The 15,020-nt window shown below is 74.5% G+C and carries 13 protein-coding genes; 10 read left to right on the forward strand and 3 right to left on the reverse strand.

Translation table 11 applies throughout. The features are described from left to right. Positions 1-10 precede the first annotated feature (10 nt). Complete coding sequence (locus tag ACWIX3_RS06450; protein ID WP_448611249.1) at positions 11-1,156, forward strand: pyridoxal phosphate-dependent aminotransferase; 1,146 nt, start codon at positions 11-13, stop codon at positions 1,154-1,156. A 248-nt stretch (positions 1,157-1,404) separates the two neighbouring features. Further along, the gene (locus ACWIX3_RS06455; RefSeq protein ID WP_448611250.1) at positions 1,405-3,795 is read left to right on the forward strand and encodes a DNA polymerase III subunit gamma and tau; all 2,391 of its coding nucleotides are present in this window, start codon (positions 1,405-1,407) and stop codon (positions 3,793-3,795) included. A 111-nt stretch (positions 3,796-3,906) separates the two neighbouring features. On the opposite strand, the gene ACWIX3_RS06460 is transcribed toward ACWIX3_RS06455, so the two are convergent. Together ACWIX3_RS06460 and ACWIX3_RS06465 are read right to left on the reverse strand one after the other, a co-directional pair. Then, the gene (locus ACWIX3_RS06460) at positions 3,907-4,389 is read right to left on the reverse strand and encodes an SRPBCC family protein (protein WP_448611251.1); all 483 of its coding nucleotides are present in this window, start codon (positions 4,387-4,389) and stop codon (positions 3,907-3,909) included. Then, the gene (locus tag ACWIX3_RS06465) at positions 4,386-4,766 is read right to left on the reverse strand and encodes a metalloregulator ArsR/SmtB family transcription factor (RefSeq protein WP_448611252.1); all 381 of its coding nucleotides are present in this window, start codon (positions 4,764-4,766) and stop codon (positions 4,386-4,388) included. The genes ACWIX3_RS06460 and ACWIX3_RS06465 overlap by 4 nt, the downstream gene beginning before the upstream one ends. A 128-nt stretch (positions 4,767-4,894) precedes the next feature. On the opposite strand from ACWIX3_RS06465, the gene ACWIX3_RS06470 reads away from it, so the two are divergent. The 7 genes from ACWIX3_RS06470 to ACWIX3_RS06500 all read left to right on the forward strand — a co-directional run bounded on the left by ACWIX3_RS06470 (position 4,895) and on the right by ACWIX3_RS06500 (position 12,299). Continuing rightward, a complete protein-coding gene (locus tag ACWIX3_RS06470; protein WP_448611253.1) occupies positions 4,895-5,230 on the forward strand; it encodes a YbaB/EbfC family nucleoid-associated protein in 336 nt (111 codons plus the stop codon). Between the two features lie 34 nt (positions 5,231-5,264). Next, positions 5,265-5,864, forward strand: a complete 600-nt coding sequence (gene recR / locus ACWIX3_RS06475; RefSeq protein WP_448611254.1) for a recombination mediator RecR — start codon at positions 5,265-5,267, stop codon at positions 5,862-5,864. A gap of 270 nt (positions 5,865-6,134) precedes the next feature. Then, the gene (locus ACWIX3_RS06480; RefSeq protein WP_448611255.1) at positions 6,135-7,844 is read left to right on the forward strand and encodes an ABC transporter substrate-binding protein; all 1,710 of its coding nucleotides are present in this window, start codon (positions 6,135-6,137) and stop codon (positions 7,842-7,844) included. Between the two features lie 92 nt (positions 7,845-7,936). Then, positions 7,937-8,941 (forward strand): ABC transporter permease, encoded by a 1,005-nt coding sequence (locus ACWIX3_RS06485; protein ID WP_448611256.1) that lies wholly within the window; start codon positions 7,937-7,939, stop codon positions 8,939-8,941. A gap of 139 nt (positions 8,942-9,080) precedes the next feature. Further along, positions 9,081-10,013, forward strand: coding sequence for an ABC transporter permease (locus ACWIX3_RS06490; RefSeq protein WP_448612444.1), 933 nt, complete (start codon positions 9,081-9,083; stop codon positions 10,011-10,013). An 85-nt stretch (positions 10,014-10,098) separates the two neighbouring features. After that, entirely contained in the window at positions 10,099-11,169 is a 1,071-nt protein-coding gene (locus ACWIX3_RS06495; RefSeq protein WP_448611257.1) for an ABC transporter ATP-binding protein, read from the forward strand. Next, a complete protein-coding gene (locus tag ACWIX3_RS06500) occupies positions 11,166-12,299 on the forward strand; it encodes an ABC transporter ATP-binding protein (RefSeq protein WP_448611258.1) in 1,134 nt (377 codons plus the stop codon). The genes ACWIX3_RS06495 and ACWIX3_RS06500 overlap by 4 nt, the downstream gene beginning before the upstream one ends. 85 nt (positions 12,300-12,384) lie before the next feature. On the opposite strand, the gene ACWIX3_RS06505 is transcribed toward ACWIX3_RS06500, so the two are convergent. Next, the gene (locus tag ACWIX3_RS06505; RefSeq protein ID WP_448611259.1) at positions 12,385-12,741 is read right to left on the reverse strand and encodes a Rieske (2Fe-2S) protein; all 357 of its coding nucleotides are present in this window, start codon (positions 12,739-12,741) and stop codon (positions 12,385-12,387) included. 159 nt (positions 12,742-12,900) lie between these two features. On the opposite strand from ACWIX3_RS06505, the gene ACWIX3_RS06510 reads away from it, so the two are divergent. Beyond that, positions 12,901-14,994 (forward strand): TPM domain-containing protein, encoded by a 2,094-nt coding sequence (locus ACWIX3_RS06510; RefSeq protein WP_448611260.1) that lies wholly within the window; start codon positions 12,901-12,903, stop codon positions 14,992-14,994. The last annotated feature ends 26 nt before the right edge of the window (positions 14,995-15,020 follow it).

Below are 15,020 nucleotides of genomic sequence, written 5' to 3' on the forward strand. Positions count from 1 at the left end.
GAGACCGCACATGCCCACCCTGGCACCCGGCGCGGAGTCGATGCCCCGCTCCGGCATCCGACAGGTGATGGACCTCGCGTGGAGCCTGCCCGACCCCGTCATCGGGCTGCACGTGGGCGAACCGAGCTTCCCGTCGCCCGCCCACGTGGTCGAGGCCGCGAGGGCGGCCTACGCAGCGGGGGAGACGCACTACGTCCCCAACGCCGGCATCGACGCGCTGCGCGTCGCGATCGCCGAGAAGGTCAGCTCGGCCAACGGCTTCGCCGTCACCGCGGGCCAGGTGGTGGTGTCGGCGGGCGGTGCGCAGGCGCTGCACAACGCCCTCTCGCTCACGCTCAGCGCGGGCGACGAGGTGCTGATCCCGGATCCCGGCTGGCCGAACTACGCCATGGGCGTGCAGTTGCTGCAGGCCGTGCCGGTGCGCTACCCGCTGCGGCCGGAGAACGGCTTCCGTCCCGACCCCGTCGAGCTCGCCCGGCTGGTCACCGAGCGGACCCGGGTGCTGGTGGTCAACACGCCGTCCAACCCGCTGGGCACGGTGCTGCCGGCCACGGACGTCGAGGCGCTGGTCCGGCTGGCCGAGGGCCACGACCTGTGGCTGCTCTCCGACGAGTGCTACGACGCGCTCACCTTCGGGCAGCCGCACGTCAGCCCTGGCCGGTTCGACCGCGACGGCCGGGTGCTGAGCGCGTTCAGCTTCTCCAAGACCTACGCCATGACGGGCCTGCGGGTCGGCTACCTGATCACCACCGAGGAGGTGGCGCGGCAGTCCGCCAAGCTCCAGGAGCCGATGCTGGCCTGCGTGAACGCCCCGGCCCAAGCGGCGGCGCTCGCCGCGCTGCGCGGTCCGCAGGACGCGGTGGCGATGATGAGGGCGGCCTACCGGGAGCGGCGGGACCTCGCACTGGCCCAGCTCGACGCACAGGGCATGGGCTACCTGACCCCCGAGGGCGCCTTCTACCTGTGGGTGGACGTCCGGGACCGCAATTCCGGGGACGTCGCGACCTGGGCGATGGACCTGCTGCGACAGCACCACGTCGCCGTGGCGCCGGGCACGACCTTCGGGCCGCGCGGCGAGGGCTGGGTGCGGCTGTCCCTGGCCACCGCCACCGAGGACCTGATCGAGGGCATCCGGCGCATGGCCAAGGCCCGATGACCCCGCGACGCCAGCCGGGACCGGTGGTGCGCGAGACCGGGCTCGTGGCGGTCCTGCACGGGCGGTCGGGCGACCGGCTCGCGATCGCCGCGCCGGAGAACCGGGAGGGTCTGCCGGCCCTGGCCGACCTCGGCGAGATCGCCGGTCCTGCACGCTCAGGGGCCCGTGTCCGGGGGACATCGCCGATCTGGCCACGGAGTGCGGCGGAGGTCGCCGTTCCCGTCCGCCCGTCCACGTAACCTGCTGCCGTGGCTCTGGCGCTCTACCGGAAGTACCGCCCGGCGACCTTTGCCGAGGTGGTCGGGCAGGAGCACGTGACCGCCCCGCTGGTCAACGCCGTCGACGGCGGGCGGATCAACCACGCCTACCTGTTCAGCGGCCCGCGCGGCTGCGGCAAGACCTCCTCGGCGCGGATCCTCGCCCGGTCGCTGAACTGCGAGCAGGGGCCGACGTCCACCCCCTGCGGCGTGTGCACCTCCTGCGTGTCGCTGGCGCCCGACGGCCCCGGCTCGATCGACGTCATCGAGATCGACGCGGCCAGCCACGGCGGTGTCGACGACGCCCGCGACCTGCGCGAGCGGGCCTTCTTCGCGCCGGTGAACAGCAAGTACAAGGTCTACATCGTCGACGAGGCGCACATGGTCACCACGCAGGGCTTCAACGCCCTGCTCAAGGTGGTCGAGGAGCCGCCCGAGTTCCTCGTCTTCGTCTTCGCGACCACCGAGCCGGACAAGGTGCTGCCCACCATCCGCTCGCGCACGCACCACTACCCGTTCCGCCTGGTGCCGCCGACGACGCTGCGCGGCTTGCTGGAGAAGACCTGCACCGCCGAGGGCGTGCAGGTCGAGCAGACGGTCTTCCCGCTGGTCGTGCGCGCCGGCGGCGGCTCGGTCCGCGACTCGCTGTCCATCCTCGACCAGCTGCTCGCCGGTGCGGGCTCCGGCGGTGTCACCTACAAGGACGCCGTCGCCCTGCTGGGCGTCACCGACGACGCGCTGCTCGACGAGACGATCGACGCGCTCGCCGCGCACGACGCGCCGGGCGTCTTCCGCGCCGTCGACCGGGTGGTCGAGGCCGGGCACGACCCGCGCCGGTTCGCCACCGACCTGCTCGACCGGCTGCGCGACCTGATCGTGCTCGACGCCGTCCCGGACGCCGGCGGCAACGGCCTGCTGGACTGCCCGCCCGACCGGCTGGACCTGATGAGCTCGCAGGCCCAGGCGCTGGGCTCGGCCACGCTGTCGCGGATGGCCGACACCGTGCACGCCGGCCTGACCGAGATGCGGGGGACGACGGCCCCGCGGCTGCTGCTCGAGCTGGTGTGCGCCCGGATGCTGCTGCCCGGCACCGACGGCTCCGCGGCGGCCACCCTGCAGCGATTGGAACGCCTCGAACGGCGGCTGTCGATCGCCGGTGAGCACGCCGGCCGGCCGGTGGCCGAGCCGGTCGGCTCCACCGCGCCGGTGCGTGAGGCCCGGCCGGAGCCGGCCGACGCCGCTCCCGAGCAGCCGGCCCGCCCGGTGCGCGAGTTCGTGCGCAGGTCGCAGGCCGCCGCGCAGGCGCCGAGCGCGCCCGCGCAGCCGGCGCCACGACCCGCTCCCGAACCCGCCCGTGCCGAGCCGGCGCGTGCCGAGCCCACCCGGCCCGAGCCCGAGCCGGCGCGCGCCGAGCCCACCCGGCCCGATCCGGCCGCGCCCCGCCCGCCGGGGGACGACGGCTGGCCGGAGACCACCAGGCCCGGGTCGGGCGCCCCGTCGCGTCCCGCCACCGCGGCCGACGACGGCTGGCCCGAGACGACCCCGCCCGGCTCCGGGGCGCCGTCCCGCCCGAACGCCCCCGCTCCGGCAGCCCCCGCTCCGGCAGGCCCTGCTCCAGCAGCCCCCGCTCCGGCTGCCCCCGCTCCGGCAACCCCCGCTCCGGCCGCGGCCGAGGAGCGGCGGCCCCGGGTCGCCGTGGGGGAGCCGGACATCCCGCTGCCGCCGGAACCGACCGACGACGAGGACTGGCCGCACCCCGCCCAGCCGGCCGCGGCCGCCGCCGCGGCGGCGCGGCTCGAACAGCCCCGGCCGGCTGCGACGTCGGCACCCCGGGCCGCTGCGGAGTCCTCGCCGGCGCCGCGCGGTAGCGAGCCGATGCCGGTGGTCACGGCCAACCCGCCCGAGCCGGCCGGCGACGGTGCCCTCGACGCCGGTGACGTCCGCCGGGTGTGGCCCGAGCTGCTGGCCGTCGTCCGCCGGCACAAGCGGACCACCGAGGCGCTGCTGAAGTCCGCGCAGGTGCACGACGTCGCCAACGGCACGCTGACCCTGACGATGAGCTCGCCGGCGCTGGCGAAGATGCTCGGCGACGACCTGAACAAGGACGTCGTCCGCACGGCGCTGCAGGAGCTGCTCGGCGTGCGCTGGAAGGTGCAGACCGTCGTCGACGCCCCCGGCCAGCCCGCACCCGGCCGCACCGTCTCCCCGGAGGCCGCCCGCGAGGCGGCGCGGGCCGCGGAGGCGGCCGAGGCGAGCGAGCTCATGGCCGAACGGGCCGCCGAAGGCGCGGGAGGCGACCGGGAACCCGCGCCGGCGGTCGACCCGGAGCAGGCGGCGCTGTCGCTGCTGCGGACCCACCTCGGCGCGCGCCCCATCGAGTGAAGTAGAAGGACCCCCTGCCCCGAAGGACCCCCTGCCCCCGCCACTCGCAGGCTCGCTGCGGGACCCTGCAGGGGGCCGCCCAAGCCTGCGAGGGGACCAGGGGTCCTGTCCCTAGCCGCGGGCGAGGACCTCGTCGAGGCGCTCGTAGCCCTCGCGGACGCCGACCTCCATGCCGCTGGCCACGAACGCGTCCCGGCCGGCGAAGGAGTCGACCAGCGACGTCGCGGTCAACCGGGTGCGGCCGTCGCCCAGGTCCTCGAGGACGAGCTTCTCCAGGGCCACGCCGTCCGGATCGCCCTCGTAGGTGAAGGTCTGCACGATCAGCTCGTCGGGCCGCACCTCGTGGAAGCAGCCGCGGAAGCCGTACTCCTGGCCCTCGTGCAGGGACACGTACCGGTAGGAGCCGCCGGTGCGGCAGTCCCACTGGTCGACGCGGTTCTGCGTGGACCGCGGGCCCATCCACTGGGCGACCAGCTCGGGGTCGGTGTGTGCGCGGAACACCTTCGCGGGCGGCGCGTCGAACTCGCGGGTGATGCGGATCATGGGGACCTCGGGATCGACGTCGATCCGCGTCTCGTGCGTGGTGCGGCTCATGACGGGTTCCCTCCAGGGGGAGTCGGGTCGTCGGCGGGGTGCGTGGGAAAGACGTCGTCCGGCATGGACGCCAGGACGTCGTCGAGACGGCGGTAGCGCTCCTCGGCCTGCCGCCGGTAGCGCTCGATCCACTTCGTCATGAGGTCGAAGACCTCCGCTTCGAGGTGCACCGGCCGGCGCTGGGCGTCGCGGCTGCGGCTGACCAGACCGGCGTCCTCGAGCACCCGCAGGTGCTTGGACACGGCCTGGACGCTGACGTCGTAGGGCTCGGCGAGCTCCCCGACGGTGGCGTCGGCGACCGCCAGCCGGGCGACCATGTCGCGTCGCGTGGGATCGGCCAGGGCCGCGAAGACCCGGGAGAGTGGATCAGCGGCCATCAGGTGTACTCCTTTCCTCAACCGTCCGGTTGAGGAAAAGCGTGGACCCGTGCGCCGGTGTTGTCAACCATCCGGTTGACGACGTCGACGTCCCCGCACCTGTCGCCCCCTCGGCCTACCCTCGGGTCATGTTCCCCGGAGGCCAGCCCGACATGGCACGCCTGCTCGAGCAGGCGCAGCAGATGCAGCAGCAGCTGGCTGCAGCGCAGGAGCAGCTGGCGCAGGAGGAGGTCACCGGCACGGCCGGCGGCGGCCTCGTCAGCGTCACGATGACCGGGCAGGGCGAGGTCACCGCGGTGACGATCGCACCCGCGGCCGTCGATCCCGACGACATCGAGAGCCTGCAGGACCTGGTCGTCGCGGCCTTCCGCGACGCCTCCCGCGCCGTCAACGAACTCACCGCCAGCCGCATGGGGCCGCTCGCCGGCGGCCTCGGTGGCGGCCTGGGGCTGCCCGGCCTGTAGGGGCCGCGGCGGACCCCCTGACGAGAGGGACACCGTGTACGAGGGGGCCGTCCAGGACCTCATCGACGAGCTCGGCCGGCTGCCCGGCGTCGGGCCGAAGAGCGCTCAGCGCATCGCCTTCCACCTGCTCGCGGCCGAGTCGGCCGACGTCGGGCGGCTGGTCGCGGCGCTGCAGCGCGTGCAGGCCGAGGTCCGGTTCTGCAGCACCTGCTACAACGTCGCCGAGGGCGAGCAGTGCCGCATCTGCCGCGACCCGCGGCGCAGTGACGACGTCATCTGCGTCGTCGAGGAGCCCAAGGACGTCGTCGCGATCGAGCGCACCCGCGAGTTCCGCGGCCGCTACCACGTGCTCGGCGGCGCGATCAGCCCGATCGAGGGCGTCGGCCCGGACGACCTGCGGGTCAAGGAGCTGATGACCCGGCTGATGAACGGCGCGGTGACCGAGCTGATCATCGCCACCGACCCCAACCTCGAGGGGGAGGCGACCGCCGCCTACCTGGCCCGCCTGGTCGGCCCGCTCGGGCTGGCGGTCTCGCGGCTGGCCAGCGGCCTGCCGGTGGGCGGCGACCTGGAGTACGCCGACGAGGTCACGCTGGGCCGCGCCTTCGAGGGTCGCCGCCGCATCGACGCCTGAAGCAGGGCCCCTCTGCCCCGCACGCCTCGCCACCTCGGCGTGGTGCCCTGCAGAGGGGCCGCCTCCCGTGCGCACGTCCGGCAGTCCGGGAGTCGCGCCTGAGCTGCCCCGATACCAGGTCACAGGATGGTGTCGATGCGGCTCCCCGGCTCACCGGGGCGTGGACGACGCGCCTAGGGTCCGACCCACGTCCGTGAGGGCTTGCGCCCTCCGGCCGCGAAGTCGGGAACTCATCCGGCCCACGGGGGCCGAGAAGGCAGGTCTTCCGCGATGCAGCGTCGTCCCCAACGCGCGCTCGCCGCCTCGGCGGCCGCGCTCACCGCAGTCACCCTGGCTGCCTGTGCCTCGAGCGACCGGGACACCGGTGGCGGCGGGGAGGGCGGTGGTGAGGCCCGGTCCGGCGGCACCATGGTCTTCGGCGCCACCGGCGACCCCGCGATGCTCGACCCGGCGTTCGGCAGCGACGGTGAGACCTTCCGCGTCTCCCGCCAGGTCTTCGAGGGCCTGCTCGGCAACGAGCTCGGTGGCACCGACCCGGTCCCCGAGCTGGCCGAGGACTGGGAGGTCAGCGAGGACGGGCTGGAGTACACCTTCAACCTGCAGCAGGGCGTCCAGTTCCACGACGGCACCCCGTTCAACGCCGAGGCGGTCTGCTTCAACTTCGACCGCTGGTACAACTTCGAGGGCCTGGCCACCAGCCCGAGCGCCTCGTACTACTACCAGGCGGTCTTCGGCGGCTTCGCCAGCACGCCGGACACCCCGAGCATCTACGAGAGCTGCGAGGCGACCGACGAGAACACCGCGGTCATCCGGCTCACCCAGGTCACCTCGAAGTTCCCCGCCGCGCTGGCGCTGCCGGCGTTCTCCATCCAGAGCCCGACGGCCCTGCAGGAGTACGACGCCGACAACCTGTCCGGTGCCGAGGACGCCTTGGCCTACCCCGAGTACGCCCTGGAGCACCCGACCGGCACCGGGCCCTTCCGGTTCGAGAGCTGGGACCGCGGCAACGGTCAGGTCACCCTGGTCCGCAACGAGGACTACTGGGGCGAGCCGGCGCTGCTCGACGAACTCATCATCCGCACCATCCCGGACGGCAACACCCGCCGCCAGGAGCTGCAGGCCGGCTCGATCGACGGCTACGACTTCGTGGCGCCGGCGGACTACCAGTCGCTGCAGGACGAGGGCCACCAGGTCCTGGTCCGCGACCCGTTCAACATCCTCTACCTGGGCTTCAACGGCGGGAACGTCCCCGGCACCAGCGCCAACCCGGCGCTGCAGGACCCGCGGGTGCGGCAGGCCATCGCGCACGCGATCGATCGCGACACGATCGTCAGCTCGCTGCTCCCCGAGGGTGCCGAGGCGGCCATCGAGTTCATGCCGCCCACCGTCGACGGCTACGCCGAGGACGTCACGACCTACGACCACGACCCCGACCGGGCGCGGCAGCTGCTGCAGGAGGCCGGGGCCGAGGGCACGACGCTGCGGTTCTACTACCCGACCGAGGTCAGCCGCCCCTACCTGCCGGACCCGGCCGCGATGTTCCAGGTCATCAGCCAGAACCTGACCGACGCCGGCTTCACCATCGAGCCGGTCGCGCTGCCGTGGAACCCGGACTACCTGAACGCCGTCCAGTCCGGCCAGGCCGACATCCACCTGCTCGGGTGGACCGGTGACTACAACGACGCCTACAACTTCATCGGCACCTTCTTCGCCGAGGCGTCGGACAACCAGGCGTCGGCGGAGTTCGGTGCGTTCAGCGCGCCGGAGATCTTCCAGGCGCTCGCCCGTGCCGACCAGGAGCCGGACCCGGCCGCCCGTACCGCGCTCTACCAGGAGGCGAACCGGCTGATCATGGACTACCTGCCCGGTGTCCCGATCTCCCACTCGCCGCCGGCGCTGGTCGTCGCGGAGAACGTCACGGGTCTGGAGCCCAGCCCGCTGACCGCCGAGGTCTTCTCCACGGTCTCCATCAGCGAGTGACCCTCCGCCCGTCCCCGCCGGCGACCTCCGGGCCGCCGGCGGGGACGGTGCCGTGACCGGCCCCTGACCGAGGGAAGGACGACCCGCACGCCGTGCTCCGCTTCATCGTCCGACGGCTCCTGCAGCTCGTCCCGATCCTGCTGGGCCTGTCGGTCCTGCTCTTCGCCTGGCTGCGCGCCCTGCCCGGCGGCCCGGCCCAGGCCGCCCTCGGGGAGCGGGCGACGCCCGAGGCCATCGCCCGCTACAACGAGCTCTTCGGCCTCGACCAGCCACTCTGGGTCCAGTACCTGCGCTTCCTGGGGCGCGCCGCCCAGCTCGACTTCGGGACGTCGTCCCGCACCGGCCGCACGGTGACCACCGAGTTCCTCGAACGGATGCCGGGCACCGTCGAGCTGACGCTGTTCGCCATGGCCTTCGCCATCGGCGTCGGCATCCCGCTCGGCTACCTGGCCGCCCGTCGGCACGGCAGCTGGCTGGACTCCGGCGCCGTCATCGGCTCGCTGCTCGGCGTGGCGATCCCGGTCTTCTTCCTCGCCTACCTGCTCCGGCTGCTGTTCGCCGTGGAGCTGGGCTGGCTGCCCGGGTCGGGCCGCCAGGAAGTGCGCATCGACGCCACGCACATCACGAACTTCTACGTCCTCGACGGCCTGCTGACCCGCGAGTGGGACGCCGCCTGGGACGCCCTCCTGCACCTGGTCCTGCCGGGGATCGCGCTCGGCACCATCCCGCTGGCCATCATCGTGCGGATCACCCGGGCCTCGGTCCTCGACGTGGTCAACGAGGACTACGTCCGGACGGCGAACGCCAAGGGCCTGTCGGCCGACACCGTGCGCCGGCGGCACGTCATCCGCAACGCGCTGCTGCCGGTGTCCACGACGATCGGTCTGCAGACCGGCCTGCTGCTGTCCGGCGCGGTGCTCACCGAGACCGTCTTCGCCTTCGGGGGAGTCGGGTCGGCCATCTACGACGCGATCTTCACCCGCGACTTCGCCGTCCTGCAGGGCTTCATCCTCATGCTGGCGGTGGTCTACGTCCTGGTGAACCTGCTGGTCGACATCTCCTACGGCCTGCTCGACCCGAGGGTGCGCGTCCGATGAGCCGGCGAGTCGGAGCAGCAGCACAGCCGATGAGCCGGCGAGTCGGAGCAGCAGCACAGCCGACGACCCCTGCGGAGACGGACCAGTGGGCACAGCCGATGAGCTCGCGAATCGGACGGGGGCAGGGCCGGTGACCGCGATGGGGGACGTGCGGCGCCGGCGGATCGACGAGCTCGCCGCCCGAGCCGGCCAGGTGCCCGAGGGCGAGGGCGGGGTGTCGCTGGTCACGAGCGCCTTCCGCCGGTTGCGGCGCAACCCGGTGGCGATCCTGGGCGCGGTCATCGTCCTGGTGTTCCTGTTCGTCGCCGCGTTCGCCCCGTGGCTGGCCCCGCGCGACCCGCTGGCGCAGACGCTGCTGAGCCAGGTCCGCCCCGGGTTCATCCCCGGTCCGCAGGAGGGCTTCCCGCTCGGCGCGGACCAGCTCGGCCGCGACCTGCTCTCCCGGCTGGTCTACGGCTCGCGGCAGTCGCTGCTCATCGGCGTGGTGTCGACGGTGCTCGGCGCCGTCGTCGGGATGGCCCTGGGCGTGCTGGCCGGCGCCTTCGGTGGCTGGGTCGACACCGTGGTCATGCGGTTCATCGACATCATCCTGTCGATCCCCAGCCTGCTGATGGCGATCAGCATCTCGGTGCTGCTGGGCCAGAACCAGTACGCGCTGATGATCGCCATCGCGGTCACCCAGGTGCCGGTCTTCGCCCGGCTGCTGCGCGGCTCGATGCTCGCCCAGCGCGGTAGCGACTACGTGCTGGCGGCCCGCGCCCTGGGCGTCAGGCGCGGCCGGATCGTCTTCGGCCACGTGCTGCCCAACTCGCTCTCACCGGTGATCGTGCAGGGCACGCTGTCCCTGGCGACGGCGATCATCGAGGCGGCCGCGCTCTCCTTCCTCGGCCTCGGCGACCCGGACATCGCCCGGCCGGAGTGGGGCGCGATGCTGTCCACCGCGCAGGACTTCCTGTCCGTCCGGCCGGGGCTGGCCATCTGGCCGGCGCTCTGCATCATCGTCGTCGCGCTCGGCTTCACCCTGCTGGGGGAGTCGCTGCGGGAGGCCCTCGACCCGAAGTTCCGGAGGTGATCCCGATGACGACGCCCGAGCGAGCATCGCAGGGAGCGCCAGCGACCGAGGAGCAGAACGAGGTCGGAGTCGAGGAGTGGACGTCGTGAGCATCGAGGCGATGCCGCCGGAGGACGCCGTCCGCACCGACGTCCCCGTGCTCGAGGTCGAGGACCTGTCGGTCACCTTCGCCCGGCGCGGCGAGCAGCCCACCCGGGCCGTCGACGGCGTCAGCTTCTCGGTCGCGGCCGGGGAGACCGTCGGCCTGGTGGGGGAGTCCGGCTGCGGCAAGTCGGTGACCTCACTGGCGGTCATGGGCCTGCTCCCTCGGCGCGGCGTGCAGGTCGGCGGCTCGGTGCGGCTCGGCGGCACGGAGCTGCTCGGGGCGCCGGACCGGACGCTGCGCCGGCTGCGCGGGGCCGAGATGGCGATGGTGTTCCAGGACCCGCTGTCCTCGCTCAACCCCACCGTGCCGATCGGCACCCAGGTGACCGAGGTGCTGGTCGAGCACCGCGACATGGGGGCGAAGGCGGCCGCCGCCGAGGCCGCCGAGCTGCTGGACCGGGTCGGCATCCCCGATCCCACCCGGCGGCTCAAGGAGTACCCGCACCAGCTCTCGGGCGGCATGCGGCAGCGGGCGCTGATCGCGATGGCGCTGGCCTGCTCGCCGCGGCTGCTCATCGCCGACGAGCCGACGACGGCCCTCGACGTCACCATCCAGGCGCAGATCCTGGAGCTGCTGCGCGAGCTCGTCGTCGACACCGGGACGGCGCTGGTGATGATCACCCACGACCTCGGCGTCGTCGCCGGCCTCTGCGACCGGGTCCACGTCATGTACTCGGGGAGGATCATCGAGACCGCCGACCGGCACGACCTGTTCGCCCGGCCCCGGCAGCCCTACACCGGCGGCCTGCTGGCCTCGGTGCCCCGGCTGGATGCCGGCCGCGGGGTCCCGCTCACGCCGATCCGCGGCTCGGCCCGCGACGCCATCCCGTGGGCCGAGGGCTGCGCGTTCGCGCCGCGCTGCGACAACGCCCAGGACGACTGCCTCACCGAGGTCGCGGGGAGCACCGTGCCACTGGAGTACGACGGGCCCGGCCGCGAGCTGCGCTGCCGGCACCCGCTGACGTACCCACCGCCCCGCGCCGGGGCCACCGCCTCGGGAGCCGCACGGTGACCGCCGCCGGCGGGCCCCTGCTGCGGGTCCAGGGCCTGCTGGTGCACTTCCCGATCAAGCGGGGGGTGTTCTTCGACCGCACCGTCGGTCACGTCCGTGCCGTCGACGGTGTGGACCTGGCCATCGACCGCGGCACCACCTACGGCCTGGTGGGGGAGTCCGGCTGCGGCAAGTCGACCCTAGGCCGCGCCGTCCTGCGGCTGGTCGAACCCACCGCCGGGCAGGTGCTCTTCGACGGCACCGACGTCGCCTCGCTGAAGGGCGAGGCGCTGCGGACCATGCGCCGGCGGATGCAGATGGTGTTCCAGGACCCGCTGGGCAGCCTGGACCCGCGGCAGGACGTCGAGTCGCTGCTGTCCGAGCCACTGCGGGCGCACGGGCTGGGCGGCGGTAAGGCGGGCATCGCCGCGCGGGTCCGCGACCTGCTGGACGCCGTCGGGCTGCCCGCCGCGGCCCTGCGCCGCTACCCGCACGAGTTCTCGGGCGGGCAGCGGCAGCGCATCGGCATCGCCCGCGCCATCTCGCTGGAGCCGGACCTGCTGATCGCCGACGAGCCGGTCTCCGCGCTCGACGTCAGCGTGCAGGCGCAGGTGGTCAACCTGCTCGAGGAGCTGCAGCAGCGGCTGGGCCTGACCTACCTGGTGATCGCGCACGACCTGGCGGTGGTGCGGCACATCAGCGACGTCGTCGGCGTCATGTACCTCGGGTCGCTGGTCGAGCAGGCGCCCTCCGGCGCCCTCTACGACCAGCCGCTGCACCCCTACACGCGCGCGCTGATGAGCGCCGTCCCGGTGCCCGACCCGGTGGTGGAGGAGCGGCGCGAGCGGATCCTGCTCGCCGGTGACCTGCCCTCGCCTGCTGACCCGCCGAGCGGCTGCCGGTTCCACACGCGCTGCCCGTGGCGGCAGGAGACGCGCTGCGACGACGAGGCCCCGGTGCTGCGCGAGCTCGCACCGGGCCACCTGGTCAGCTGCCACTGGGCCGAGGAGATCAGGGACGGCGTGCTCGCGCCGAAGTCGCCGGAGGAGGTCGCGGCCACCCAGGGCGTGACGGTGCGCGCCACCGGCGCCGAGGCGATCGAGAGCGACGCGCTGGTCCAGGGCCTCGACGAGCCGGTCGAGTGGCGCTGAACGAGGACCCTCCTGCCCCCGTCACTCGGGAGCTCGCGGCCGGACCCTGCTGGGGGGCCGCCTCCCGGGCCCACCCGGCACGACGTCACTCCAGGACGACGTCGTCCCCGCGGCGCAGCACCCGGCGGACCCGCAACCGCAGCACCCGGGCGTAGGCGCGGACGAACTGGGTGTAGCCCGGCGTCGGCCCGTGGTAGCCGAGGAAGCCGTGCGGGCCCTCGACCATCTCGCCGGTCCGGACGTCGTAGCGGCTCTGGTGCCACGGGCAGACCAGGCAGCCGTCGGCGTCCACCGTGCCCTCGGAGAGGTCGGCGAGCTGGTGACGGCAGCGCCGGGAGACGGCGAAGTACCGGCCGTCCCGGTTGCCGACGGCCCAGTCGCCGACGCGGCGGACCGTTCCCGGCGGCAGGTCGGCGGCGGGGATCCGGTCGGGCTCGGGCATGCGTCCTCCACGGGGCTCGGGCTCTGGGCTCACGGGACGCTCCGCTCCTCGCTGCGGTGCGCACGTCCCCGTCCGCTTCCGGCCCTACCCATGAGGACGACGGGTCAGACGGGCCGGCGCGGGTAGGGTCGCCGCACCCGAACCCCCGGAGGTCTCCCCGTGCGCCGGCTGCCCGCCGTCCTCGTCCCGCTGGCCGCCCTGGTCCTCCTCGGCGGGGGGCCGGCGCTGGCCGAGCCGCCGTTCGACGTGCCGGCGCAGCTCACCGACGACGTCGACGTCCTCGACGGTGGGGAGGAGTCCCGCGTCGAGGGTGCGCTCGACGAGCTGCAGTCCACGGACGGGACCCAGCTGTTCGTCGTCTACGTCTCCTCCTTCGACGGGGTCGGGCAGGGGCAGTGGGCGCAGGCGACCGCGGAGGCGTCCGGCCTGACCAGCGGTGATGCCCTGTTCGCCGTCGCGGTCGACGACCGGCGCTACGGCTACTGGGTCCCCGACGACTTCCCGATGACGGACGACGTGATCGACCGGTTGCTGGTCTCCGACGTCGACCCGCTGCTCGCCCAGGACGACTGGGACGGCGCGGCGATCGCGCTCGCCGAGGGGCTCGCCGGGGACGGCGGCTCCGCGAGCGGGAACCCCGGGAACGGCGGCTCCGGCAGCGGGCTGGGCACGGTCGCGGTGGTGGGCGGCATCGCGGCGGTCGCCGGCGGGGCCTACCTGGTCTCGCGGTCCCGCCGGCGCCGGCAGGACCTGCCGCCCACCGAGCGGCTGGAGCGGCCCGACCCGCACGCCGGCGTCCCCACCGGGCAGCTGGAGGCGCAGGCCAGCACGGCGCTGCTGGAGCTCGACGAGGCGGTCAAGACCTCCCGGCTGGACCTGGACTACGCCCGCCTGCAGTACGGCCAGGAGGCGGTCGCGGGCTTCACCGAGGCGCTGGCCGCCTCGGAGCACGACCTGGCCCGGGCCTTCTCGCTGCGCCAGCAGCTCGACGACGAGCACCCCGAGGACGAGCCGACGAAGCGGCGGATGCTCGCCGAGATGCTCCAGCTGACCGCCGCGGCCGACGCCCGCCTCGACGAGCAGGCCGAGGCCTTCGACCGGCTCCGCGACCTGGAGCGCACCGCGCCGCAGGCCCTCGAGGCGCTGGCCTCCCGCGCGACCGCGCTGCGCGGCCGGCTGCCCGCGGAGGAGGAGCGCTCCGCCGCCCTGCAGCGCCGCTACGCCCCGGCCGCCCTGGCGCCGGTCGCCGACAACCTGGCGCAGGCCCGGGCGCGGCTGGACGCCGCCGAGCAGGAGATCGCCGAGGCGCGCGACGAGATCGCGGCCGGGCGCTCGGGCGCCGCGGTCGGGGACATCCGGGTCGCCGAGGACGCCCTCGCCCAGACCGGCACGCTGCTGGACGCCGTCGCCCGGCTGGGCACCGACCTGCAGGCGGCCGAGGCCCGGGTGGCGCAGGTGCGCGCGGAGACCGAGGAGGACCTCGCCGAGGCCCGCGCACTGGTCGCCGGGGGCAGCGGCAGCGGGTTGCGGCCCCAGGTCGCCCGGGCAGAGGCAGCGCTGGCCGCGGCCGACGCCGCCCTGCGCCCCGCGGACGGCGGCCTGCCCGACCCGATGGCCGCTCTCCGCCAGCTGGAGGAGGCCGACATCGCGCTGGAGCAGGCGCTCGGCGTGGCGCGGGACGCCGAGCAGCGGGCCCGGCGGGCCGCGGCGTCGCTGGACCAGTCGCTGCTCACCGCCCGGTCGGGCATCGCGGCCGCCGGCGACTTCATCAGCACCCGCCGCGGCGCCGTCGGCCCGGAGGCCCGCACCCGGCTGGCCGAGGCGCAGCGGCACCTGGACCTCGCGGTCGCGCAGGGCCGCACCGACCCGGTCGGTGCGCTGCGGGAGGCCCAGCTGGCCGACACGCTGGCCCACGAGGCCCTGCAGCGGGCGCAGTCCGACGTGGCCGGGTGGGGCGGCGGCGGGTACGGGCCCGGTGGCTACGGGCCTGGTGGCTACGGCGGCGGGTACGGGCCGGGCGGGTTCGGCGGCGGCTACGGCGGGGGCCGCGGCGGTGTGGACCTCGGCAGCCTGGTGCTCGGCGGGATCCTCTTCGGCGGTGGTGGTGGCGCGGGCGGCTACGGCGGCCCCTACGGGGGCGGTGTCCGCGGGGGGTCCTTCGGCGGCGGGGGCGGGTCCCGCGGCGGCGGGCGCCGCCCGGGCAGCTTCGGCGGCTCGCGCAGCCGCGGCCGCTCCGGCGGCGGGCGGTTCTGACCGGCGTCCCCGAGCCCCTGGGAACT

The organism is Geodermatophilus sp. URMC 60, from assembly GCF_053502585.1.